Annotated in this window: 24 protein-coding genes; 8 read left to right on the top strand and 16 right to left on the bottom strand. The window is 40.8% G+C overall.

Annotated elements, in window-relative coordinates; all coding sequences use genetic code 11:
• Window positions 1–131 precede the first annotated feature (131 nt).
• Window positions 132–455 carry a hypothetical protein gene (locus tag COJ96_RS00485; RefSeq protein WP_098571039.1) on the top strand — a complete coding sequence of 108 codons (324 nt, stop codon included), beginning with the start codon at window positions 132–134 and terminating at the stop codon, window positions 453–455.
• Window positions 456–658: 203 nt separating this feature from the next.
• On the opposite strand, the gene COJ96_RS00490 is transcribed toward COJ96_RS00485, so the two are convergent.
• The 7 genes from COJ96_RS00490 to COJ96_RS00520 all read right to left on the bottom strand — a co-directional run bounded on the left by COJ96_RS00490 (window position 659) and on the right by COJ96_RS00520 (window position 9,633).
• Window positions 659–2,140 (bottom strand): nicotinate phosphoribosyltransferase, encoded by a 1,482-nt coding sequence (locus COJ96_RS00490; protein ID WP_098571040.1) that lies wholly within the window; start codon window positions 2,138–2,140, stop codon window positions 659–661.
• Between the two features lie 219 nt (window positions 2,141–2,359).
• The gene (locus COJ96_RS00495; RefSeq protein WP_098571041.1) at window positions 2,360–3,862 is read right to left on the bottom strand and encodes an alanine/glycine:cation symporter family protein; all 1,503 of its coding nucleotides are present in this window, start codon (window positions 3,860–3,862) and stop codon (window positions 2,360–2,362) included.
• A 156-nt stretch (window positions 3,863–4,018) separates the two neighbouring features.
• On the bottom strand, window positions 4,019–5,521 hold the full coding sequence (locus tag COJ96_RS00500; RefSeq protein WP_098571042.1) for an aldehyde dehydrogenase family protein: 1,503 nt from the start codon (window positions 5,519–5,521) through the stop codon (window positions 4,019–4,021).
• Between the two features lie 24 nt (window positions 5,522–5,545).
• A complete protein-coding gene (gene dapA / locus COJ96_RS00505) occupies window positions 5,546–6,439 on the bottom strand; it encodes a 4-hydroxy-tetrahydrodipicolinate synthase (protein ID WP_098571043.1) in 894 nt (297 codons plus the stop codon).
• Between the two features lie 31 nt (window positions 6,440–6,470).
• Window positions 6,471–7,424 carry a proline racemase family protein gene (locus COJ96_RS00510; protein ID WP_098571044.1) on the bottom strand — a complete coding sequence of 318 codons (954 nt, stop codon included), beginning with the start codon at window positions 7,422–7,424 and terminating at the stop codon, window positions 6,471–6,473.
• Window positions 7,421–8,458 (bottom strand): proline racemase family protein, encoded by a 1,038-nt coding sequence (locus COJ96_RS00515; protein ID WP_098571045.1) that lies wholly within the window; start codon window positions 8,456–8,458, stop codon window positions 7,421–7,423. Before COJ96_RS00515 ends, COJ96_RS00510 begins: the two co-directional genes overlap by 4 nt.
• Window positions 8,458–9,633 (bottom strand): NAD(P)/FAD-dependent oxidoreductase, encoded by a 1,176-nt coding sequence (locus COJ96_RS00520; RefSeq protein ID WP_098571046.1) that lies wholly within the window; start codon window positions 9,631–9,633, stop codon window positions 8,458–8,460. Before COJ96_RS00520 ends, COJ96_RS00515 begins: the two co-directional genes overlap by 1 nt.
• 214 nt (window positions 9,634–9,847) lie before the next feature.
• Between COJ96_RS00520 and COJ96_RS00525 the strand changes: the two genes are divergently transcribed.
• From COJ96_RS00525 to COJ96_RS00540, 4 genes are all read left to right on the top strand, one after another.
• Window positions 9,848–11,461: a sigma-54 interaction domain-containing protein gene (locus COJ96_RS00525; protein WP_098571047.1), complete on the top strand. Its 1,614-nt coding sequence runs from the start codon at window positions 9,848–9,850 to the stop codon at window positions 11,459–11,461.
• A 77-nt stretch (window positions 11,462–11,538) separates the two neighbouring features.
• Entirely contained in the window at window positions 11,539–11,814 is a 276-nt protein-coding gene (locus tag COJ96_RS00530) for a (2Fe-2S)-binding protein (RefSeq protein WP_098571048.1), read from the top strand.
• Window positions 11,807–12,139: a (2Fe-2S)-binding protein gene (locus COJ96_RS00535; RefSeq protein WP_098571049.1), complete on the top strand. Its 333-nt coding sequence runs from the start codon at window positions 11,807–11,809 to the stop codon at window positions 12,137–12,139. Before COJ96_RS00530 ends, COJ96_RS00535 begins: the two co-directional genes overlap by 8 nt.
• Window positions 12,136–13,374 carry an NAD(P)/FAD-dependent oxidoreductase gene (locus COJ96_RS00540; protein ID WP_098571050.1) on the top strand — a complete coding sequence of 413 codons (1,239 nt, stop codon included), beginning with the start codon at window positions 12,136–12,138 and terminating at the stop codon, window positions 13,372–13,374. The genes COJ96_RS00535 and COJ96_RS00540 overlap by 4 nt, the downstream gene beginning before the upstream one ends.
• A gap of 173 nt (window positions 13,375–13,547) precedes the next feature.
• Here COJ96_RS00540 and COJ96_RS00545 read toward each other — a convergent pair whose 3' ends face one another.
• The 7 genes from COJ96_RS00545 to COJ96_RS00575 form a co-directional block, all read right to left on the bottom strand.
• Window positions 13,548–14,435, bottom strand: a complete 888-nt coding sequence (locus COJ96_RS00545; RefSeq protein ID WP_098571051.1) for a cysteine hydrolase family protein — start codon at window positions 14,433–14,435, stop codon at window positions 13,548–13,550.
• 203 nt (window positions 14,436–14,638) lie between these two features.
• Entirely contained in the window at window positions 14,639–15,580 is a 942-nt protein-coding gene (locus tag COJ96_RS00550; RefSeq protein WP_098571052.1) for a diacylglycerol kinase, read from the bottom strand.
• A gap of 183 nt (window positions 15,581–15,763) precedes the next feature.
• Complete coding sequence (locus COJ96_RS00555; RefSeq protein WP_098571053.1) at window positions 15,764–16,684, bottom strand: hypothetical protein; 921 nt, start codon at window positions 16,682–16,684, stop codon at window positions 15,764–15,766.
• 84 nt (window positions 16,685–16,768) lie between these two features.
• The gene (locus COJ96_RS00560; protein ID WP_098571054.1) at window positions 16,769–17,848 is read right to left on the bottom strand and encodes a DUF6677 family protein; all 1,080 of its coding nucleotides are present in this window, start codon (window positions 17,846–17,848) and stop codon (window positions 16,769–16,771) included.
• On the bottom strand, window positions 17,845–18,366 hold the full coding sequence (locus tag COJ96_RS00565) for an anti-sigma factor (RefSeq protein WP_098571055.1): 522 nt from the start codon (window positions 18,364–18,366) through the stop codon (window positions 17,845–17,847). The genes COJ96_RS00560 and COJ96_RS00565 overlap by 4 nt, the downstream gene beginning before the upstream one ends.
• The gene (locus COJ96_RS00570; RefSeq protein ID WP_257148360.1) at window positions 18,363–19,013 is read right to left on the bottom strand and encodes an RNA polymerase sigma factor; all 651 of its coding nucleotides are present in this window, start codon (window positions 19,011–19,013) and stop codon (window positions 18,363–18,365) included. Before COJ96_RS00570 ends, COJ96_RS00565 begins: the two co-directional genes overlap by 4 nt.
• Window positions 19,014–19,080: 67 nt before the next feature.
• On the bottom strand, window positions 19,081–19,719 hold the full coding sequence (locus COJ96_RS00575) for a pentapeptide repeat-containing protein (protein ID WP_257148361.1): 639 nt from the start codon (window positions 19,717–19,719) through the stop codon (window positions 19,081–19,083).
• A 257-nt stretch (window positions 19,720–19,976) separates the two neighbouring features.
• On the opposite strand from COJ96_RS00575, the gene plsY reads away from it, so the two are divergent.
• Window positions 19,977–20,603, top strand: a complete 627-nt coding sequence (gene plsY, locus COJ96_RS00580; protein WP_098571056.1) for a glycerol-3-phosphate 1-O-acyltransferase PlsY — start codon at window positions 19,977–19,979, stop codon at window positions 20,601–20,603.
• A 50-nt stretch (window positions 20,604–20,653) separates the two neighbouring features.
• On the opposite strand, the gene COJ96_RS00585 is transcribed toward plsY, so the two are convergent.
• Window positions 20,654–21,208 carry a thioredoxin family protein gene (locus COJ96_RS00585; RefSeq protein WP_098571057.1) on the bottom strand — a complete coding sequence of 185 codons (555 nt, stop codon included), beginning with the start codon at window positions 21,206–21,208 and terminating at the stop codon, window positions 20,654–20,656.
• Between the two features lie 226 nt (window positions 21,209–21,434).
• Between COJ96_RS00585 and putP the strand changes: the two genes are divergently transcribed.
• Window positions 21,435–22,916, top strand: coding sequence for a sodium/proline symporter PutP (gene putP, locus COJ96_RS00590; protein WP_098571058.1), 1,482 nt, complete (start codon window positions 21,435–21,437; stop codon window positions 22,914–22,916).
• Between the two features lie 224 nt (window positions 22,917–23,140).
• Entirely contained in the window at window positions 23,141–23,572 is a 432-nt protein-coding gene (locus COJ96_RS00595; protein ID WP_098571059.1) for a VOC family protein, read from the top strand.
• 419 nt (window positions 23,573–23,991) lie between these two features.
• Here the strand turns inward: COJ96_RS00595 and gatB are convergent, their stop codons facing one another.
• Entirely contained in the window at window positions 23,992–25,419 is a 1,428-nt protein-coding gene (gene gatB / locus COJ96_RS00600) for an Asp-tRNA(Asn)/Glu-tRNA(Gln) amidotransferase subunit GatB (protein WP_098571060.1), read from the bottom strand.
• Between the last annotated feature and the right edge of the window lie 8 nt (window positions 25,420–25,427).

Genomic DNA, 25,427 nt, shown 5'->3' on the forward strand with positions numbered 1-25,427 from the left:
TGCGAAACTTGGCCGTGGCAAGCGCCTTTTTTTCAAAAAAACCAAGAAATTTGTCAGAATGTTTTTATTTTCAAATATAATAAAAGTGTATATGATTAAAACAATCTCATTATTGGAAGGAGTGGATATTGATGAAGATGAAAAATAACCTCACCATTCCGTTGCTCCTTGCCTTCCTTGCTTTCACCTTTCTTCACTTTTCATATTCACTTTCCCACTCTCATACCAATTTCAAGGCCATCATCAACCTAGATGATGCCAAGGTGAAAGGGCAATGGGACGATGACAAGAAGCTGCCCATGGACATACCCATTCTTTTTGTCCTGCCGGTCATCCTAGCTGCGGTTGCCGCTCCCCTTGTTTATCTATCCATCATTTTTATCAGAAGCTTTATTTTTCTGATACCGAAATTTCATCAATCCAACTATGTGATCGACGCTCCCGAATCATTCTGATAACAATCAATGATAAGGGAGGAAATTATAATGTGGATACGCTTTGTTATTATTGGCTTTTTTTCCATATCAGCCGCAAGCATGCTTACCTACCAGGGAATTGAAATCTTCCATGCCTTTACAGATTTCTTTAAGCATAAATAACCGAAGGGCAGCCTCCGGCGGGGATTAATTACTCCCCCTTAGGAGTCTGCCCTTTTTAATTAAAAGCTCTCTTCTTGATCGCCTTTCATGGCCGCAACTTTATCTTTGACCTCTTCAATATTCCTCATTTTGTTATCCCAGCATTTTTGACTTAAGTCAACCGGATACTCTGCCGGATTGGTAATCCGCTTATACTCATCCCAAAGGGCAACGAGGTTTTGCTTTAAATAATCACGGGATTCTTCCAAGCAAGGTACTTCATAAACAAGTTCCCCCTCAGAAAAAATTCTCACATGTAATTCTTTTGCAGTAAAGTTGGTCACCACTTTGTTCATGAACGTATGGGTTGGATGGAACATTCGCAGCCGTTTTTCAGGGAGCCTTTCATCGGCTAGTGCAATATAATCCCCTTCGGCGTGGTTGTTCGTATTATTGATAATTCGATAAATCCTCTTTAATCCTGGTGTTGTCACCTTTTCCGGATTGGATGAGATTTTAATCGTATCTTCCATTTTTCCGTTATTGTCCTCAATGGATACAATTTTATAAACCGCCCCAAGCGCAGCTTGATCGTAAGCTGTAATCAGTTTGGTCCCTACCCCCCAGCTGTCAATTTTGGCACCCTGTGATTTCAAACTCATAATCGTATACTCATCTAAATCACTGGAGGCAACAATCTTTGCATCAGTAAATCCAGCCTCATCGAGCAATTTGCGTGCTTCTTTCGAAAGGTAAGCAAGGTCACCGCTGTCAAGGCGGATTCCGATAAAATTAATATTATCTCCAAGCTCCTTAGCCACTTTGATTGCATTTGGAACACCGAGACGGAGTGTATCATATGTATCTACTAGAAAGACACAATCCTTATGTGTTTGGGCATATTTAATGAAGGCCGTATATTCATCTTTATATGCTTGGACCATCGAATGGGCATGCGTTCCCGATACAGGAATACCGAACAGCTTTCCCGCTCTGACATTACTTGTTGATTCAAAACCGGCAAGATAGGCTGCTCGGGTTCCCCAAATCGCCGCATCCATTTCCTGTGCCCGTCTTGTGCCAAATTCCATCGCTACTTCATCGCCTACCACTTGCTTGATACGCGATGCTTTGGTCGCAATTAATGTTTGGTAATTCACAATATTAAGCAAAGCTGTTTCAATCAATTGAGCTTCTGCAAGGGGGGCTTCCACCCTGATGATCGGCTCATTGCCGAAAACAAGCTCGCCTTCTTCCATGGCACATATAGTTCCTGTAAATCGGATATCTTTAAGATATTGAATGAAATCCTCCTGATAACCCACTTCATTTTTCAAATATTCAAGATCTTCCTCGCTAAAGCGGAAGCCTTTAATAAACTGAATCACTTTCTCCAATCCAGCAAATACAGCATAACCGTTCCCGAACGGAAGCTTACGGAAAAATAGTTCGAAGACCGCTCGTTTATTATGTATTCCATCTCTCCAATACGTTTCCACCATGTTGATCTGATATAGATCCGTATGCAGAGTTAAACTATCATCTTGGTAAAAGTGTTTCATCATCTGACCTCCGAAGTACTATTTCAGCTTTTTCATCATTATAACCAATAATGCACCTGGAAGTCTATTTAACTTGGGCTCCTAGCGATTGTTCAAAATGTCCAAGTGCCCATTCGTGACCTGCCTGATTTTTTTGGATTAGATTCACAATCCCATACGAGAAAAGGACCAGTAAATTTTTAATTTACTAGTCCCAACCGATATAAGGGAATTTTCGATTTATAGGTGGAAGGTATTTCCTGCCCCTACTTTCCTTTCCTCTATATTCCTCTTACCTTTTGAATTACTTTCTTTTAATTTCTCCTCCCAAAAATCAGCACCTTTAATGCCGAGTTTAACAGGATCGAAGACTGGTTCAATTCCCGCTTTCCTTTGTTGTTCATAATCTTTAAATACTTTTAAGGCCGTTTTCGTTAGCATTAAAATAGCCACTAGGTTTAGCCAAGCCATGCTTCCGAAGCCAAAGTCACCAAGTCCCCATAATAGGGATGCGTTTTCAACACTTCCAATATATATCATTCCTAAGAAAAGAATCATTAAGCCTGCTTTAAACCCTTTTAAATTTCTATTTCTTCCAAGGTAAAAGAGGGTTGTTTCAGAAATATAGTAGTAAGCCATTAGCGTTGTAAAGGCAAAGAAGAAGATCGCAATCGCAACAAACAATCCACCAAATCCAGGGATAACGCTTTCTACAGCAGCTTGTGTCCACATCGGACCAGCCTCCACACCTGGGATGTTGTCAACAATCGAAGACTGTCCTTCTGGAGTAATGTTGTACATGCCGGTGATTAAAATCATAAGTGCTGTAGCTGTACAAACAACGATCGTATCAATATAAACAGAGAATGCTTGAACAAGGCCTTGTTTTGCCGGATGAGATACAGCAGCGGCGGCTGAACTATAAGTTCCTTCCCCTACACCAGCAACGTTGGAAAATACAGCTCTCTTAACACCCCAGGCAATCGCTGCACCGAACATACCGCCAAACATTTCATTTGCTCCAAATGCACTTGAAATGATTAATCCAAACATTGCTGGAATTTCTGATGCATTAGCAATTAAAAGAACGAACGTGACAATCACATATCCTAAAGCCATGAAAGGTACAACTTTATCTGCAACAGACGCGATTCGCTTAACACCGCCAAAAATAATGATGCCAAGTAATGCCACAAGAATGATACCAGTGATGCTTTTATTGAGACCGATTGTGTTCTCAAATCCAACAGCAATCGTGTTAGCCTGAATACCTGGAACTAATATTCCGTAACACAGTGTAACAACAATCGCAACCAACACCCCGAACCACTTCATTTTTAAACCTTTTTCAATAAAATAAGGAGTTCCGCCTCGGTATTGGTTACCATCTTTTACTTTATAGACCTGAGCAAGAGTAGATTCAACAAAAGCACTTGCTCCTCCCAATAAAGCCATGATCCACATCCAGAAAACTGCTCCCGGACCGCCAAATGCAATCGCAGTAGCAACTCCAGCGATATTTCCAATACCGACCCGACCAGCTAAAGCCATACAAAACGCCTGGAAAGAGGACACACCAGATTCCGGTTCACCCTTATCAAAAAGAAGCTTAATCATTTCCTTAAAATATCTAATTTGCACAAAACGCGTAATAATAGAAAAGAATAATCCAGCACCAAGTGCAAATGCTACCAACCCCAGACTCCAAACCATACCCGACGCTTTATTCACCAATTCTTCCATCTTACCCCTCCTATGTAAGCGATTCAAAAAAATAGTTGTATTACTTTTTAGTTTTTATAACATTAATAATTTTCAGACAGAAAAAGTTGTGGAAAGGGACATGGGACAGACTTGCTGTCCCGCTCCCATTCATTTATACACTTGTCCCATTGTTTCTTAAATTGATCCATCCTGTTTGATGCTAACAAATACACTTTTCACTTCTGTATAGTTTTGTAAGCCATACTCTCCACCCATTTCGCGGCCGATTCCTGATTGTTTGTAGCCACCGAAAGGCATAGTTTCCCATTCAAGACCAAAATCATTAATCCAGACTGTTCCTGATTGCAGCTTGTTTGCAATATAATGGCCCTTTTTCATACTTTCTGTCCAGACACTTGCAGCTAAGCCATAGTCACTATCGTTTGCCCGTTTAATTACCTCTTCAATCGTGTCGAAAACGAAAATTGACATGACTGGACCAAAGATTTCTTCACGAGCAATAACCATATGATCTTCCACATCAGCGAAAATGGTTGGCTGTACAAAATATCCTTTTTCAAATACTTTTTCACCGCCAGCCACAAGGCGCGCCCCTTCTTTTTTCCCTTGTTCAATATAATTAAGAACGGTCTTTTGCTGTTTAGCTGAAACGAGCGGCCCCATTTCTGTTTCAGGATCCATACCTGGTCCAACCTTCAGGGATTCTGCCCGCTCTGATAAAGCTTCTACGACACGATCATAAATGCTTCGCTGTACAAATACACGTGTACAAGCACTACAGTTTTGCCCATGATTGTACATCGTTCCGTTAAAGGCCCCTTCAATTGCTTCTTCAAGATTGGCATCTTCTAAAATAATGGCTGGTGATTTTCCGCCAAGCTCTAGCGTAACGCCTTTAATTTGATCTGCAGCCTTTTTCATGACTTCTTTTCCGACAGCTGTTGAACCAGTAAATGCTACTTTATCAACATCTTTATGAGTGATGATTGCTTCTCCCACAATTCTACCTGCTCCTGGCACAATATTCACAACACCATCTGGAAAACCAGCTTCTTTAAATAACTTTCCTACGTATAGAAGAGATAGCGGTGTTTCAGTTGCTGGCTTAATAACAACCGTACAGCCAACAGCAAGTGCGGATCCGAGCTTCCAAGCAGCCATGGCAAGTGGAAAGTTCCATGGAATAATTTGGCCAACAACCCCAACCGGCTCATGTACAGTATAGGTTACATAATCCTTTGAAATAGGAGTTGTCTTACCTAATAGTTTCGTTGCCCAGCCGGCATAATATCTAAAATGCTGGATCGTTCCGTCGACGTCATCTGACAGAGCGACTGTATATGGCTTTCCGTTATCCAATGATTCTAGCTGTGCAAGCTCTTCTCGGTTCTCTTCTAATAGATCGGAAAATTTATAGATTAGATGGGAGCGCTCAGCCGCATCCATTTTTGTCCATTCCCCTTCATCAAATGCCTTTCTTGCAGCAGCTACCGCAACATTAATATCTTCCTCTTGCGCCTCACATACTTCCGCAATGACCTCTTCATTTGCAGGATTAACGACGGAAAACGTTTTACCTCCAATCGCTGGAACATATTCACCATTTATATATAGTCCTTTTACACCTTCTAAAAATTCCTGCACTTTTGGTTTTAATTTGTAGTTTGTCGTTTGCATGTATGTTCTCTCTCCTTCACTATTTTAGTTATTTACTGTTTCTAAACTTGCAAGTAGGCTTTTTAGCTTTTGATCTTCCTCAGGCGATAGACCTAAACGAGGGTAACGCGCAGGTCCTCCAGCCTGACCAGCTAATTCCATGGCTCTCTTCACAATCTGCACATACTTTCCAGATCCTTCAAGGAACGCACAAAGCGGTAAAATTCGATCATTGATTGCCCATGCTTCTTTTAACTCATCGTTTTGGAAATGGTTATACATGTCTGTAACCAGCTTTGGCACGATATTTCCTGCAACAGAAATCCATCCAGTTGCTCCAACTAAGTAAGACTCCATTACAAGCTCTTCAGCGCCACAGAATACTTCAAAGTCTCCCTTGCCTTTTCTTGCAAGATCTCTTACCTTGCCAATTTCACCGCTTGATTCCTTAATGTGGGTCACATTCTCACAATCTCTACCGATCTGAAGCATTAAATCTGTGCTCATATTAACGCCAGAAGTAAATGGGTTGTTATAAAGCATGATTGGTAGATTAACAGCACTAGATACTTCTTTGAAATGATGGTAGATTTCATTTTCCTTTGGCTTCATGTAATAAGGGTTAATGATTAGAGCACCATCAGCTCCATGTGCTTCAGCCTGCTTTGTATTCTCGATTGTTTCTTTTGTTGTTTCAGCAGCAGTACCCACAATAACAGAGATGCGGCCGTTGACTTCCTTCATAACAGTTTCTACCATTTGGTATTTTTCTTCTTTTGATAGACTGACAAATTCACCAGTACTCCCATTGATGACGATACCTGCCACACCTTGATTCACGAAGTAATTAACATTATTCTTTACTCCGCCCCAATCGATTTCTTGCTCCTGTGTCATTGGTGTAATTAATACTGGATAAGCTCCTCTAATTGTAGTCATTTTAATTTCCTCCTGATTAGTTAATAGTTTTTTATTTTAGTAAAAACCCTGCTGATAATGGATCTGTCGGGTCTAATACATATGTCTGCATACCCGTAATAAATCCACGGGCTGAAAACCTAAACTTGTAACCGGTTTCAATTTGTTCTGAAAGTTCTGCTGTCAATTTCCCATTAAAAATGCTTTCATTTTCAATTGGGTTATCTGCAGATATATCGCCATTTCCTAATAAATAGGTACTGCAGGCAGCTACAGTTCCAAATCCTGGAGAACGCACAATATAACGATCCGGACGGAATGTTACCGTTTTGATTTTGCCTTCACTTTTTTGCGAATGATCCAGCAGGATCACTCGGCTGACAGCATGTTGGCCTTCTAAGGCTTTAATCGCTTTTTGTCCCCATTGATTAATGTCAGTAAGGTTCTCCATTTCAATCTCAAAAGGCAGCTCTACTTTATCAAAAATCGCATAAAGCTGATCGGCTTGAACAAGAGCAACGTCTGTCTGTAAATCTAAATAAGACACTGCCACATGGGTCTGTACAACCTGGTATGGCTCGCTTTTTAACTCAACTAATTTCACTTCATCGTCTTCCAAAACAGCAGTAACAGTAACAACACCACAGACTGTTTCAATACTGTATTCATTTGAAGGCTTTGCCTTTAATTGGCCGCACTCCAGCAATGCGGTTATGACAGCAACAATTCCACCATATTGCATTGGAACGGTTCCGTTATGATCGAAAAAGACAACAGCTACATCGGCGCCGCTTTTAAAAGGCGGAACGACCAAACAGCCATTCAGTCCGGCAAATCCGCGGGGCTCATTTAATAGAAGTTTAATTTCCTCCTCATAGACAAGCGGAAATTGCTCATTCAGCTCTTTTAAACTTTGATAATGAACAAATGGCGCATCCTTAATCATACGATAAGCCTCGCCCGCTACGTGTACATCGGTTGCTGTATAAGTCTTTTGAATTTTCATTTCACATCCTCCATTTCATGTTCCATTGGGGGAATAAGTAAAAAGCCTTCTTTAAGCGGATCCTCCTCGTTATAAAAGAACCGGTGCATACCCATTAGCCATGCTGAACCAACGATTCTTGTAATAACAGCCTCCACACCCTGAACGTGTGTTGTTTCAAGGACTCGTCCACGGAATAAAGAGCCTACAATACTCTCATGCACAAATTCTTCGTCCATACCTATCTCCTTTTTGGAATAGAGGACAGATAATTTGGCCGATGTACCTGTACCGCATGGTGAACGATCAATCCCGCCTGGAGGAACGATCACTGCATTTTTCACATCTGCTTCCTCATGAGTTGGCTCAGTAAAAAACTCAATATGAGTCAAGCCGCGTATAAATGGATACTCCGGATGAACGATATCCGTTGTTTCGTTAATCGTATTCCTAATTTTGATGGCTTTTTCAATAATTTTTGATGCATTCTCCGGAATCAGCTCTAATCCAACAGATGCGGCATCAATAATTCCATAGAAATTACCGCCATAGGCAATGTCTGCTTCAACGATTCCAATTCCCTCGACCTTAACTGACACATTCTTTAACAGGAAGGCAGGGACATTACAGAAGGAAACTTCTTTTGCCTTTCCGTTCTCTACCTTAATCTCAGCCTCCACAAGGCCTGCTGGTGTATCAAGTTTGATTGAAGTCACTGGTTCTTGAACAGGGATTAGTCCCGCTTCAACTAATGCTGTACAGACACCGATCGTGTCATGACCGCACATGGGCAAATATCCGCCGGTTTCGATATAGATCACACCGATATCTGCTTCCGGATGGCATGGATCTGTCAACAACGCACCTGACATCACATCATGTCCTCTTGGTTCATTCATCAGCACCTTACGAATCCAGTCATATTCCTTTTGCATATGTAACATTTTTTCGGACATTGTTGCTCCTTTTAGCTCTGGGAGTCCACTAATCAATGTCCTTGTCGGATTTCCACCCGTGTGTGTATCAATCGTTGTAAAAACTCGTTTTGCTTTCATCAGCTCAGCACCCTTTCCTTAAATCGGGAAAATTTTAGCGGTTCAATTGGGATGCAAGTCTCCTTTTTATTCAGCATTTCCTCTATGACTTTACCAGTTACAGCAGCAAGACTAATTCCGTCTCCTTCATGACCGGCTGCAATGTAATAATTTGGAACCCCTTCAACTTCTGACACAATCGGTAAATGATCCTCCGTCCAGGGGCGTAAACCTGCATAGGACCGTATAACCATCATGTCAGCCATTTTCGGATAAAATCGTATGGCACGATTGGCAATGCATTTAATAATTTCATTGTTGACTTTTGTATTAAATCCAACAAATTCACGGCTGCTTCCAATCAAGAAGTTTTGACTTTCTGTTGGTTCGAAAACAAGGGCCACGCCATATTTTTCAGTAATCGGATCCACCTGGCGCTTACCGCCAAATTTTGATATTAAATAGCCAAATTCCATCACTTTTCTTGGCCCGACAAATTCCTGGCGTGATGCGACAATGATGTGGCCTTTTCTTGGTTTAATTGGAATGGACAGATCCAGCATCTCGCCAATATATGGAGCCCATACACCTGCAGCATTAATAACATGGTTAGCGGTAAAAACTCCATTAGATGTTTCGACAGTAAATGTACCGTCCGGCTCCCTTCTCATTCCAGTAACCTCAGTTTGTTTATGGGCTTTAGCACCCATTTTCTTTGCACCATCTAGAAGGTTAAAGGCAAGAAGATATGGGTTAACTGTTGAATCTGTTGCACACTCTAAACCGCCTAATAAATCATCAGCAAAATACTTTGAATCTTGGCGGATGTCCTGACGATCCAACATCCTGAACGGCAAACCGGCCTCTTTCTGACGGTCAACCCATTTTTGCGCGGCTTCCATTTCTTCTTCTGTTTCACAGACAAGGATGCTTCCAGGCGCGCGGTAATCAAAAGGTTGTTTCAATTCTCTGCTTAATTCATCTACTAATTTCTGGCTGACAAGTGACATTTGACTGTCAAACCCAGGATCTTTATCAATTGCTAAAATATTTCCATCACAGCGGGATGAAGTCCCACTGACAAATTCTCCTTTTTCTATAACGGTTACATCTCGTCCAGATTTAGAAGTATAATAGGCAATTGCACAGCCAATGATTCCCCCGCCTATAACCAGAACATCACAATGATGTCTCACAATACCAACCTCCCTTCGTCTCTATACATGATTTTATTAATGCAAATTGCGTGCCAACTTTTGTAAATGTTTAAAAACAACAAAACCCAAGCTGTTTTTACAATTATTCGGAATATTTACTTTGTATCCGTTTGCAAATGTCAAATTTATTGATAAACTAGTGTATAAAATATTAAACAGTGTAAAAATATTTTTACACTTCAAGGAGACTGCTATGTTTGAATTACCGTCAGTCAAAGAAATAATTGAAAATCATTTTATCCATCTAAACCAAGCAGATAATGAAGACGCCTTAGCGGCGGTTTATTTAAATGATCCCTTCGCTGTATTAGTTGAGGCATTCAAGCAATATCCGGCTGTTGCCGTCAAGGACTCATACGGTCAAACGCTTGGCTGTATCAAAAGTGAACAAATCATTGGTTTTTTGCATGATTCCTACAATCAATTAAAGGCTTTCTATGAAACGGTGATTGACACGATGGATGCTTCTGTCACAGTGGTTGATGCTGGTGAACGTGTCCGCACATGGACACAAGGAGCAGAAAAAATTTTCTCTGTTAAAAAAGATGAGATTATGGGCAAACCAATCATAGAATTCTTTGAACATAAAAATCTAGAAATCTTGGAATCCTTACACAAGGGGAAAAGAATTCGGGGAAAGTACCACCAGGCAAGATCTAATCTATTTGTTCTTATAAATGCAAACCCTGTTTACTTTAATGAAAGTATTATTGGGGCAGTTGTTTCCGAAACCGATGTGACAAGCCAAGTTGTTCTAAATGAAAAATTGTTTAATATGTCAACAGAAGTTCGCCGATTAGAACAGGAGATGGCGAAATACAAGCCTTCAGATCCCTTTAATAGCATTAAAGGGAAAAGTACTGTGATGGAGAAAACGGTGCAACTGGCGAAAAAGGTGTGCACAGTTCGGTCAACTGTATTGATCTTAGGAGAAAGCGGGGTCGGTAAGGAGGTCTTTGCTAAAGCTATTCATGAGACAACCGAAGGGGCTGACGCACCATTTATTTCTATCAACTGCGGAGCTATTCCTGAAACGTTATTTGAAAGCGAATTATTCGGCTATGAACGCGGTGCCTTTTCCGGTGCTGATCATAGAGGAAAAAAAGGAAAAATTGAACTCGCAAAAGGCGGCACTCTATTTCTTGATGAAGTTGGCGAAATGCCTTTAGACATGCAGGTCAAAATGCTTCGAGTGCTTCAGGAAAGAAAGTATTACAAAGTTGGCGGCGAAAAGGAACTGGAAGCTGATTTCCGGGTCATTGCCGCAACCAATAGGGATTTAAAGGAATCAATAAAAGAAGGTCAATTTCGCGAGGATTTATATTATCGGCTCAATGTTGTCAGCTTAAAGCTTCCTCCATTAAGAGAACGCAACGAGGATATCGTTGAACTGATTCATTATTTTTTAAAAGATTTTTCACTGCGCTATCAGCGCCCTATCCATCAGTTTCCACAGGAAGTGATGAAGGAATTGTTTCAATATGATTGGCCAGGCAATGTCCGGGAGCTGCGTAATGTCGTAGAACGTCTTGTTGTTTTTGCTACAGATGGCGTCATTCGAAAAGAATATTTACCATTTCATTCGGGATTGATCCACTCGGCTGGGGCTGATAAGGACACTCAGGAAAACTATATGGAAGTGGACACAGAGATTTTGCCGCTTCAGGAGGAAATGGACCAGTATGAGAAGCAGGTGCTTGAAAAAGCATTGACATTAACCCATGGCAACAAATTAGAATGCGCGAAAAAACTGAGAATCACCCGAGCGACCCTCTACAATCGTCTAAAACGCCTCGGCTTAGGCTAATTTTAAATAAGAGCTTCAAAGTTGGTACGATTCTTGCATTATATTTTTACATATAATTAAAGAGGGGGATTTTCCAAATGACTAACAAAGAAGCACTTGTGATCTGTCGTTGTGAAGAAGTTACCTATGGGAAGCTCTTCGTAACAGCGGATGAATATCAATGCACAGCCAGGGAACTAAAGCTTAGAACAAGAGCAGGAATGGGTTTCTGCGGAGGACGTACTTGCCGAGTAACGGTCGATCGGATCATTGATAGTGTCGTACCGGATAAAAAAGAAGCCGAAATCCCACTTAAATATCAGCCTCCAATTCGCCCTGTAACTTTTGGAACAGTAGGTGAAAATAATGACTAGAATTATAGATCATCCTATTTTAGGAAAATTAGACGATAGAAAAAAGATTCCTTTCTCATTTGATGGAAAAGAATATGAAGCACATGAAAATGAAACAATCGCAGCAGCCATTCTGGCAAACGGTGTGAGAACACTGCGTGTTCATGAGGAAGGCGGAACACCAAGAGGGTTCTACTGCAATATCGGTCATTGCATGGAATGCCGTGTAAATGTAAACGGTCAGGCCAATGTAAGAGCTTGTTTAACTGTTGTGAAGGAAAATATGGTTATTAACAGTGGGAAACAGCATCCTAATATTGTTAAAAGGATGGTGGAGAAGCAATGATAGATGTAATCGTAATTGGAGCTGGACCAGCTGGTTTAGCTGGTGCCATATCCTGTGCTGAAAATGGCTTAAAAGTAACCGTCATTGATGAATTTGTTAGACCAGGTGGCAGATTACTCGGCCAATTACACCAGGAACCGTCTGGTGAATGGTGGAATGGAATAAAAGAATCAGAGCGTCTGCACAATGAAGCTCAAAAACTATCAGTAGATATCCGCTGCGGCGTTTCTGTATACAACCTAGAAAAAGATGAGGTTTCATGGAATGTTCATACCAATATAGGAACACTAACAGCTCCTTATGTGCTAGTGGCAACTGGTGCAGCTGAGTTTCCAATTCCTGTGCCAGGTTGGACTCTGCCAGGCGTTATGTCCATTGGCGCTGCACAGGTCATGACCAATGTACATCGTGTCGAGGTCGGAAAAAAAGGCATCATCATTGGTGCAAACATTCTAGCATTTGCGATTTTAAACGAGCTGCAATTAGCTGGAATTAATGTGGAACGCATTGTTTTACCTGAAAAGAGCCCGCTAAGCAAAAATGCCGGAGAACCAGAGGAAGTCATGAAGTCGCTTCTAAATGCAGCCCATCTTGCTCCGTCAGCAATGTTGCGTTTTGGCAGCGGCTTTATGAAGAATGAAGGATTCCGCAAATTAGCAATGAAGTTTTTCCCTAAGAGCGGTGTTAAGGTAAATGGCACACCATTGCAACTTAGAAAAGCAGCTCTTGAAATTCTTGGCAAGGAGCACGTAGAAGGCGTCCTCACTGCAGATATTGATGAGAATGGAAATGTAATCAAAGGTACAGAAAAAGTATATGAAGCCGATTTCGTATGTATCGCAGGCGGCTTGTACCCATTAGCAGAGCTTACAGCGGTTGCGGGTTGCCCATTCGAATACATTCCGGAACTAGGTGGACATGTTCCGCATCATTCTGAAAAAATGGAAACTCCACTCGAAGGATTATTTGTTGCTGGAAATATCACAGGAATTGAAAGTGGGAAAATTGCCATGGCCCAAGGAACAACAGCTGGCATTTCTATTGCAAAACACGCTGGAAAAGGTAGCACAGTTATCAACGAAAAGCTTGAACAGGCAATGAAGAACGTTCATACTGTCCGTCAAAACGCTGCCATCCAATTTAATCCTGAAATTGCAAAAGGACGCAGGAAAATCTATGAGCTTTGGGACGATCTTTATAGGAATGAACAGGATTCCTTACAGGAGATCGGATGAATAAAGTGATTCTGGAATTACGAGCATATACTTACCATTGCTTCTCTCCTGCCCGCTGACAAAACAATCTAACCGACATAGTTAAAATTAACAGAACCCACCACGCCTCTTAACAATGCGGACAAAGGTGGGTCATTTTGTTTTTAGAAGAATGTACAAGAGGATGTCTTTCTCTAATAAAACTTAAGTTCTTTTGTAGTTGTTAGTTTGATTGGGTATCTTACAGCTAATTTTTTGTATTCATCTTCTGTAACTTCTTCAAAACCTGCTATGGACGATGTACAATCTTCTAAAACATAAATTATATAATCATTGTGATTGACCTTCTCAAACTCTTCTACAATCTGTTTAACCGTCTCTAGAACACAGTGAGACTTTGCCTCCCCACCAATAACTATCCTTTTATAATTCTGCAATTGACTTAGCAAATTTTTGTCTGTTAAATCTGTTTTTGAATATTCGGGTTTCACTATTCCATACATTTCGGATATAGGATTTAACCCTTTTGTCACGTAGTGTACATCCCTCTCTTTGTACAAAGAAAAAGCAAATAACAAATTAGATAATTGCGTTTCAATTGCAGCACCAAATGTACCTTGGAGACAATGGTAACTCCAAATGATTAAGGATTTCTTTCCAGTTGCCTCAAGTTCACGTAGATACTCTATACTTTCTTTTTCTTGGTAAAGGGGGCTCCAATTACCTTCCAACACATCTTGATAGGTAATAACAGTAAAGGGCTCTGGGTTCTGTCCTTTATCATTCACCCACCAAGCAGGATGAAATATTTGCTTCGGCTGATGAATATCTAAGCTCATAAATATGTCATCAATCACATCAATATATTCATAAACAAACTTGGCAAAGTTTCTTACGTCTTGATAAGAGTTTGCAACACCTAAATTCCCTTCTTCCAAGAAATCATTTTGAAAATCAATACCTATTACAGCCACTTCTTTATTAATTGTTGGATGAGACTTTAAACGTGCTAAATTCGGTTTATTTGTATTCGCTTTCCCTACTAGGTTAACATCAAATATTTCTTCAAATAAAATATTCAATTAGTTCACTCTCCTTAAAAACCCAATGTTATTAACTTCTTCACTTTGCGCCGCCCTTCAACAAATTTTTTGCCCATGATACAAAATATTCTAGGGCTCTTACACTTTTTCCTTTTTAAAAAGCTTTGTTATAACTGTTTGTTGATTGCAATATTATAGCGTCCTTTTAAAAGAAAAAGCCCGTCCCAATGGAACGAACTTTCTTAACTATATCTTTTCCCTGCTTCCCAATCTGTTGGGCGGTCATTCGGGCGAATATCTTCAAGTGGCACAAACACCTCTAGGTGGCGATAGAGGTTTTCAAACTCAGCCGGTAACAATCCGCCAAATTCCCCATCCAAGTTTAACTGAACTTTTTCCGTCGCATGAACTTTAATCCGGTTTGCCTGTGTATAAATGACATTTGGATCATGAATATGCTCCCCTCGAAGAGCTAAGGTCGCTATCCGAATAAATTCAGCAAGATTTGTCTTCTTCAAGATCAGAAGCGAAAATAATCCATCGTTAATGGAGGCATCGGGTGCTAGTTTTTCAAAGCCGCCAATGGAATTGGTCAGCCCGACAAGAAACAGCATCGCTTCGCCTTCAAATAACTTCCCATCATACTCAATCGACACCTTCGACGGTTTAATGGAAGGAAGCATTTCCATCCCTTTTAAATAATAAGCCAATTGACCGAGCATTGTTTTTAATTTACTTGGTACTTCGTATGTAATCTCGGTGATTCTACCGCCGCCAGCAATATTAATAAAATACCGATCATTGATGCGCCCAATATCGACTGGAATCATTTCCCCTTTAGTAATGATATCTACTGCCGCTCCAATTTCTCTTGGAATTTGCAGAGCACGGGCAAAATCATTCGTCGTTCCTGCAGGAATAATCCCTAATTTTGGACGATATTCCTGCTCAGCGAGACCGTTAACCACTTCATGAATAGTTCCGTCACCGCCAGCTGCAATAACAATATCATACTTTCGCTCAACAGCTATCCGTGCTGCTTCCGTCGCATCCCCTGCACCTGTAGTCGCGTGACATGATGCTTCATATCCAGCCATTTCTAGCTTTTGAAGAATCTCTGGAAGATTCCGCTTTAGAATTTCACGTCCTGAGGTAGGATTGTAAATCAGTCTTGCTCTTTTCATCGTTTCATCATCCTATTTTTGAAATCAACATCGGTAATAGCTATCCGCTCACTTCAATATTCTACCAATTATTATTCTTACTTACAAACTTCAAGACATGCGTATATACTAAATTACCTTCAAACATCCATCTTATATCATAACGTTTTTTTATAAATTTGCAAAAATAGACTCAAGATTTTTTTACTGATTCGTTTGCAGACTAATATCATAGGCATCCGTAATACTGATGTGGTACTTTCCTTCGCCAGACTGATAAACAGCATCTTTCCGGCCGTTATCTATTCCATCAGCCGTCTTCACCTCTGACACTTTCCAGTCTCCATCTTTCCCTCTTACCTCACCCACACCCACTGCAGCAATCTTTAAATTACTTTTTGCGGGTACATCAATCGCAAGGGATGAAGCTCTCTCGATACTCCAATCGTTCACAAGAGAGCGTGGTTTTAAGATAAGTGAATTATCACTGCCGATCACTTCAAGCTTCACATCATTTGGAATCAACAGCGTCGCCGCAACCTCTCCATTTGCATGGAATGGACCAATTTCGTTAGGAAGTGACTTCATGCTTAAATAAAGTGTATCCCCCTTTTGATTAGCGGAAACCATATCCTCTGCATTTTTTAAAAGTTCTCCTTTTTTGGAGGTTTGCACCCGATAGGTGCCGAACATCGAAACCTGTTTTTCATTAGTGGACTCGACCGTCATCTGATGGTCAACCGTCCTAACCACCACTCGTTTGATACTATCATTCATTTGATAGGAAAAAGCAGGCAATTCAAACGAGCGCTCTTCCCTTGCCATCACTTCTTCCGCTTTATCCAAGATGCCTGTCGTACTGACGATAGCAAATGCAATTCCCGCCATTCCGATGACACCTACAAAGAAGATACTAAGGAAATCATACTTTAGCACCGGCTTTTCCTGTCGCGACAAAAATAGGTAAAGGAGAATCTCTATCCCGAGCACGACCAATAATAGCGGCCACCAAGCCGTCATCACTTGGACAAGTTCTAATCCCAAAAACTTTGAAAAGAAGAGAAAGAGGCCAAGAAATACAAGCGAGGCCCCCATTGAAAATGTCCCAACACGCCAAGTTCTCATGCTTCAATCCCACCCTTTCTTTTTCTAAAAAGGAACCCAATCCCCAATCCGATGATTGCTGCGCCAGCAATGGCTTTTCCCCACTTACTCATGCTTTTTTGCCTCCCGTTTTTGTTTGCTCCCAGATAAAAGCTTAATTCCCCCGCCAATCAACAAGATACAAACAAGCCCTGTTTGAAGATATCCTTGTACCCAATACATTACATCGATTTTTACCAGCCTGTTAAGGAAGGATGAAAAGGCAGGCAGCAAGACGTTCATCACTAGATAGTAAAGCCCCATTAAGACTAGGCCAATCCCAACCCATTTTTGATGATTAATGAAATACGCAATAATTGGGACATCTTCAATCGTTTCTTCGCCGTACCTTGATACCTTTTGCATCGCATCAAAAAAACTATAAAACCAGATAATCGGAATTAAAAATAAGAAGATCCCAAGTCGTAACGTATCTAAAATATAAATAGAAAACAGAAACGCGGCCATTAATTGGATTCCGCGGCGCTGTAAGCCAAGATACAAATGTCCTGCTCCTGGAAAAATGGCAAGAAAGGTGGCAATCGATTTGCTCTTTTTACCATCTTCACGGCGCATCTCAAAGTCTTCAAATATTGTACGGTCAACAAGTTCCTCTCCGCGTTGTTTTTTGTTTACCTGCTGGACGGCATCAAAAAATCCATACACCCAGATAATTGGGAGAGCGGCCAGAAAGACCATAAATTCAGCTCGGTTGGATAAGGCTGTCACAAATATGACCATGACTCCTAATCCTAGGAATGTCGCCAAAAGCGTTAATCCCCTGGTCATTAATCCAATTTGGAAGTGGCCTAAGCCCGGTATAAATGATAGAACAATCGTATAAAACCGTTCTGAATCTTGGGTAGCCTGGTTCGGCTGCCCTTCTAGATTAACTGACTTCAGAGCCTTCTTATGCTTGGAAACCTGCACCCCCATATCAATAAAACTGACAAGATAAAGGAATATTCCTAACATAAAGGTCACGATAGCAACTTCCTCGTTATTTGTTAATAACCCAATAACAGTGACGAACGCCAAGCCAATCACAGTCAATAGATAAAGTACGCCGCGAAACATATTACCGAAATAAATATGGCCTAGACCCGGAAATAGGGACAAGGTCAATGCCTTTGTCGGATTTTTCATTTCTTATTTGCCTCCTTTTTTTCTAGTGAATCCATCCATGCAAAAGTTTTATTAATAACGCCCTCCGTCACCGAAGGCTTCTTTTCCTGAATTTGCAGCTTATCAATCGAATTCGCATACGCCGCTAGCGACTGAAAGACCCCTGAAAAAGTTAATAATAATGTCGCAGCCGCGGCCAATAAATAATGAAACACCGCTTGCTGATAAAAAGGTTTTTCCTTCATTTTGGTGTCAATTTTGGTGTCAGGCACCGAAGGAACTATTGAGATAGTGTTTAGGTTTCTAACGGTGTCAGGCACCATAGTTTTCTGCTTCGAAACCTCTGCCATGACCAATTCGGTAAAGCCACTGCTGTCTGAGAGAGTTGGAAGGGATGGTTCACCGGCTTCTACAGCTAGTAAATATTGGGTAAGGCATTGATCACACGTGTATAAATGGTTTTCTAAGTCCTCTTTGGTCTTCTCATTGACTTCGTCATTAACGTATTGCAACCACTCTTCAAAACTGTAATGCTTCATGAAAAATCATCCTCCTTCCAATTCTTTCTCATCCAATGGCGGGCCCGGTACAGCTTCGTTTCAATTGTTTTCACCTGTACATTTTGTTCGTCAGCCATTTGCTGATAGCTCTTTTCAGCGATGTAAAATCCGTATATCACATCACGGTAATTTTCGGGCAGTTCATCAAGCTTTTTCCTAACGAGCCTTCTCCGGTCTAGTTCGAAAATCTCTTTCTCCACACTGTCTTTCGGCGACCCTGCTGACTGCTGCTCGAGGTCTTCTGCCACTTCCTCTCGTCTTCTCACCTGTTTTCTTTTTACATCTATCGCATGATTAACCGCAATTCGCGTTATCCACGTTTTAAATCCTTGATTTTGGTATTGGGGGAGAGAAGTATAGATTTTCATAAATACTTCCTGTGCAGCATCTTCTGCTTCCTTTTGGTCACGAAGCACAGCAAAGATGGTCCGGAACACATCGTTGCTGTATTTCTCAACCAAAAGTCGAAAAGCCTGGTCACTGCCGTCCAGCACATTTTCTATTAAGGCTGTATCATTAATCGTTCTCTCCCCCTTTCTTTTTTTTGTTTCTACATAATAGACGAGAGGATCGAAACCTACCCCTACACTATTTTTAAAAAAATTTTTTTCAATTCTCTTCATCATACCATGAGATTGAACCTAAAAACCGTGCGGGCAGCGCCCGCACGGTGTTATCATATATAAAAGGAGATTACTCTTTAATTTCCAATCCTAACAGCCTCGCAAATCCTATCGCCTGATCGGCAGAAACCTTGCAACCGGCCACACTATCCAGTGATAGATTTAAACGGTTAAACGTACAAGTACTCAGGTCCACACCAGACAATGTCGTTCCAGTAAAGTTCACATCATCTAGATCGCAATCTTTAAAGTCAAGTTTATTAAATTTAGCTTCGTAAAAATCTGCACTGCGAAGGGAGCAATTCTCAAACTTCATTTCCTTCAAGTCGGCATAACCAAACGAACCCATATTCAGATTGCAGTTTTCAAACAAGACATTTCTAAGGGTAGCATCTGCAAGATTTAATCCTAATAGTTTGCAGTCACGAAACTCGACCCGATGGATGATTCCATCCGTAAAATCCACATTGGATAGATCGCATCGTTCAAAAATCACATCGGTTAATTGAACAAAGCGAAACGATCCATCGAGGAAGGTCACATTTTTAAATACCACCTCTTCGAATCTCACTTTTTCAACCTCCTCTTGGGAGATCGAACAGTCGCTAATGATCGCCATGTTAATATATGAATCTTCTCTATCGTTATAATCAAATGGAGTTAAATTGGAGGGCATTTTCGGTTTTTGAATTTTTAGCTTCTGACTCAAATCGATCATCCTTTTCATGGGTATTAAAGGTATTTCATCTCAATAGAAGAACTAGACGGCCCATTAAGGCCACCGGAATATCTGCTCAAGAACTTGCATAAGTATTAGCAACTTGGCCGAAATAAATCTATACCATCTCTCAAATGCTCCCTTTTCTTTACAGAAACTGAGAATTCAACAAAATACTACCACTGATATATGATAAAATCTATTAATAATGCAATTTTACTTAAATAATAGCCAAGGGAATGATGCATATGTTGTGGTTGTTGCTTTTGGCTTCCTATTTAATCGGAAGCGTTCCCACAGCTTTGATTGTGGGCAAGTTGATCTTTGGTGTGGATATCCGCGAACATGGCAGCAAAAATCCAGGGGCTACCAATACCCTAAGGGTTCTTGGTAAGAAATCTGCCATTTTCGTCCTGATTATTGATATTGCAAAAGGGGCTTTGGCAGCATCCTTGCCTATGTACTTTGACTTAGACGCAAATCCCCTTTATTTTGGTCTAACAGCTGTTGTTGGTCATTGCTTTCCAATTTTTGCGGGCTTCAAAGGCGGAAAGGCAATCGCAACCACCGCCGGGGCTTTGTTAATCGCCAATGTCTATCTCCTGATCATCGCGTATGTTGCTTTCTTTTTAGTTATCTTTTTAACTAAGTATGTATTCTTTGGCTCCATTACGGTTGGCATTAGTCTTCTCATCTATTCTTTAGTATCTTCTAAGCTCGAAATGGAACTTATCTTTATATTTTTCTCGCTATTCTTGATTTATTTGCATCGCTCCAACATCCGCAATTTTATTTTGGGCATCGAGCCCAAAATAAATGATAAAAATTTGATCAATGACCGTATCCCGCCAAAAGGCGGCGGCTTTAAAATGTAATTAAAAAGATCCCCTCGAGTCAAGATACAATGACCAGGGGATCCTCTTTTTTATTTTAAAAGTGTCGCTAGGATACTATTGGCAACGGTTTGCCAAATGGAGGCATCTCTTTGATAGGTTGCTCTAAGGCTCTTAAACAATTCTGTTTGTTTCGCTTGAAAATCCTCTGCGTCCTTTTCTGGCAAGGCAGCACGCTTTTCCATTACGAAAGCCTGCAACTCAGGTGCTCTTGGCCCCCAGACACCAACCTCATTTCCTTCTTCATTAATAAAAATAAAAATAGGAATGGCTCTCGACGTGCCATTGGTTAAGTATTGGTCCATTAACTCCAAATTCGAGTCGCGGAGCACAAAACGAACTTCTATCCCAGCCGCTTCAGCTATTTTCAGCAAAATGGGGTTATTCAGCATCGCATCGCCGCACCAATCTTCTGATAGAACAATCGCACGTAAGTTTTGCGGCCTTAATGCCTCGAGCCGATTCTTATCCTCTTCCGTTAAGGTGAAGCCCTCATAGATCGTAAGCATTTCCTCTTTATTGGTAGTCATAGCATTTATGTACCCATCAACAGTCAATCCTTTTTGAAACCATTGGTTTAAATCCATTTTTTCTGCACCTCTCTCATTTTCTCCTATGATAGTCGTTTTAAGAACTTGTTACAATAGAACTGCTTATGGAAAACACCATTGTTATACTACAAGCATTTTTTCCTATTTCAAAAAAACTATATTTTTACACTAGTAATAGAAATTTATAGTTGATAGAATATTTTATATATAGGAAATATTATTATAAATATTTTCTACGATAAGACAATCAAGGAGGAAACCTATGTCTAATGAATCACTACAACTACTTTCGATTGGAATCTATATTGCCGCTATGCTTTTTATCGGTTGGTACTCTTATCGAAAGACTAGCAATCTTACAGACTACATGCTTGGAGGGCGGTCTTTAGGACCCGCTGTAACTGCTTTAAGTGCAGGGGCAGCTGATATGAGCGGATGGCTTCTAATGGGATTACCCGGCGGAATTTATGTAACCGGTTTAGCAGATGCGTGGATTGCCGTTGGCTTAACAATTGGAGCTTATCTTAACTGGCTATTGGTGGCACCTCGCTTGCGTTCTTACACACAAGTGGCCAATGATTCAATCACGATTCCAAGCTACCTAGAGAACCGTTTTAAAGACAACACAAAACTACTCCGTATTGTTTCAGGTATTGTTATTCTTATTTTCTTTACTTTCTATGTTTCATCAGGAATGGTTTCTGGATCTGTCTTTTTTGAAAGTTCATTTGGCACAAGCTACCATACCGGACTTCTTATTGTTGGCGGTGTTACGGTTGCCTACACCTTATTTGGTGGATTCTTGGCGGTAAGCTATACAGACTTTATTCAAGGTTTAATGATGTTGATCGCCCTTGCTCTTGTTCCAGCAATTGGTATCTTCCACACAGGAGGCCCTGCTGAAACGATGGAAACGATTCGCGCGATAGACCCAACAAAACTTGATTTATTAAAAGGGACAACCTTTTTAGGCATTATTTCAGCAATGGCCTGGGGGCTTGGCTATTTTGGACAGCCTCACATCATTGTCCGCTTTATGGCAATCAAAACAATTAAAGAAACAAAAAGCGCCCGCCGGATTGGAATGGGCTGGATGATTATCTCGCTTATTGGTACGATCTTTACAGGATTTATTGGTATTGCCTTTTTCCATAATAATCCTGAGCATGTCTTAAAGAATCCAGAAGCAGTTTTCATTGAATTAAGCCAAATTTTATTCCACCCTCTATTCGCAGGATTTGCTTTAGCTGCCATTCTTGCAGCGATTATGAGTACGATTTCTTCCCAATTAATCGTCACTTCCAGTGCACTGGTAGAAGATTTATACAAAATGGTCATGAACAAAAATGCAAAAGACAAGCAACTGGTCTTCTTAGGAAGAATGGCCGTCCTTCTCGTTTCAGTCATTGCTGCGGCACTAGCATTCAAGCAAAATAGCACTATTTTAGATCTTGTCGCATATGCATGGGCAGGCTTTGGTGCTTCCTTCGGACCAGTGATCTTGCTAAGTTTATTCTGGAAAAAGATCACGAATTGGGGTGCCCTTTTCGGGATGATCGTCGGAGCGCTTACCGTTATCATTTGGAAGAATGTCGGCCTTGGTGACACGCTTTATGAAATTGTCCCTGGCTTTGTTTTCAACCTTATTGTCGCTTACATTGTGAGTTTACTGACGTATCGAAAAAATGATGAGATTGAAAAGGAATTTACGGAAAGTGTTCGCTTGTTAAAAAGCGAAAAATAATAATACGCTCGGATCCCATTGATCCGAGCGTATTTAATTAATACCTCGCAGCAGTGCAATATACATGGTCATCCGTGTACCTCACTTTTTTAGATATTCACCTTCCTAAAATCTTACCATTTATTCGTTGCTTTAAACTATCAACTATTCCCCGGTTTGAAGGATAATATGAGTCATTGGGAGAAAATTAGATAGATAATCATTTTTTATGGAGGGATTTGCTCATGGTTCCACAAAGAGTTAGTTTGCTTACAATTGGCGCATATGATTTGCCTGTACTTAGGAAATTTTATCAAACGTTAGGATGGGAGGAAACGGAAATAAGCTCGGACCAATTTGCTGTCTTTAAAACGGCGGGCGTCTTGCTTTCGTTATACCCGATTGCCGAGTTAGCAAAGGATGCCGGCATTGAATTCACACGCTCTCCTGAGAGCTTTCATGGGGTGACCTATTCCATAAACGTAGATCAACAGGAACAAGTTGATACAACGATAGAAACCATTCGCTCAGCAGGGGCAAAAATACTGCGGGAGCCAAGTGATGTCTTCTGGGGCGGACGGATTGCCTATTTCGCTGACCCCGAAAATAACCTCTGGGAAGTTGCTTGGAACCCTACAGCCACTTTTGATGAGCGCGGTGCGATGATATCTTTTTAATTTCTATCATTCTACAAACTTTTCAGCGTTTATTTTGAAAAAACCCCATTATACCGGGGTTAATAGCAAAGTTAATCAAACGTTTGATTAGTAACATTCTAAACTAACCAAACGTTTGATTAGTTAGCCGCGAAGACATATAACTAAAGAGTTTCAGCCCATTATTGTGAAAAACCTTTGTCGAACCAGTTATCATTTTTCACACCAAAAATAAAAAACTTGTCGATACTAAGATTTCCTTAGGGAAATTCTTTTGTTTCGACACCATTCCTGATAATTCCTTACTAACCAAACGTTTGATTAGATACAGGATAAACCCTTTTAAGATATAGGCTTTTTCCCGGGAAATCGAGAAAAGAATGTCGAATTCTGCTCACCAAAATAAAAAGCTGGCAGACTGTATTCTGCCAGCTTTCGTATTAACGTTTTTGTAGTTCTTGCTGCAACAACTTATTAACAATTTGTGGGTTGGCCTGACCCTTCGTAGCTTTCATTAACTGCCCTACTAAGAAACCAACAGCTTTATTTTTTCCATTCTTAAAGTCTTCAATTGATTGCGGATTCGCATCCAATACCTCTGAAATGACTTTAAGAAGGGTGCCTTCATCAGAAATTTGAACAAGTCCCTTGTCCTTCACAATTTGCTCCGCATCGCCGCCGTTTTCAATTAATTCCTTAAAAACAGTTTTAGCAATTTTCGAAGAAATCGTGCCGTTCTCGATCAACTTAATCATGCTAGCTAGACCTTCTGGAGTTAAGGCTACTTGGTGAAGTTCCTTTTGCTCTGCGTTCAAGTAGGCAGAAACATCTCCCATGATCCAGTTCGATGCAAGCTTTGCATCCGCTCCGCCATTAACGGTCGCTTCGAAGAAATCCGCCATTTCTTTCGTAACCGTTAATACCTTTGCATCGTAAACTGGTAGTCCAAGTTCGTCTATATAACGCTTTTGACGTTGATCCGGCAGCTCTGGAATTTCCGCACGAATGCGGGCTTTCCAGTCCTCATCAATGTACAAATCCATTAAATCCGGCTCAGGGAAGTAACGATAATCATCCGAACCTTCTTTAACCCTCATCAACAGAGTAGCCCCCGTTGCTTCATCAAAACGGCGTGTTTCCTGCTCAATCGTCCCACCTGCAGAAACTACTTCTCGTTGACGCTTCTCTTCAAATTCAAGACCTTTGCGGACAAAATTAAAGGAGTTAAGGTTTTTCAGTTCTGTTTTTGTTCCGAATTCTTTTTGTCCCACGGGACGAATCGAAATATTCGCATCACAACGGAGTGAGCCCTCTTCCATTTTACAATCGGAAACACCTGTATATTGAATAATCGATTTTAATTTTTCAAGATACGCATAAGCTTCATCAGGTGTGCGGATATCCGGTTCGGAAACAATCTCTACAAGCGGAGTGCCCTGACGGTTGTAATCACATAGTGAATACCCTTTGCCATGGTTCAGCTTCCCGGCATCTTCTTCCAAGTGGATGCGCGTAATGCCAATTCGTTTGGTATAGCCATTTACCTCGATATCAATATAGCCATGTTCCCCAATTGGCTTATCAAATTGGGAAATCTGATAGGCCTTAGGATTATCCGGATAAAAGTAGTTCTTCCGGTCAAACTTCGTATGAGTAGCAACCTCGCAATTAATCGCCATCGCTGCTTTGATCCCGAACTCTACCGCTTTTTTATTAAGGACTGGTAATACACCAGGGTAGCCAAGGTCGATCACGCTTGTATTTGTATTCGGTTCAGCCCCAAAATGATTTGGGCTCGACGAGAAAATCTTAGATTCTGTTTTTAACTCTACATGGACCTCAAGTCCAATCACTGTTTCAAATTCCATTTTCTTCA

The sequence above is a fragment of the Bacillus sp. AFS073361 genome (assembly GCF_002567005.1).
Lineage (GTDB): Bacteria > Bacillota > Bacilli > Bacillales > Cytobacillaceae > Neobacillus.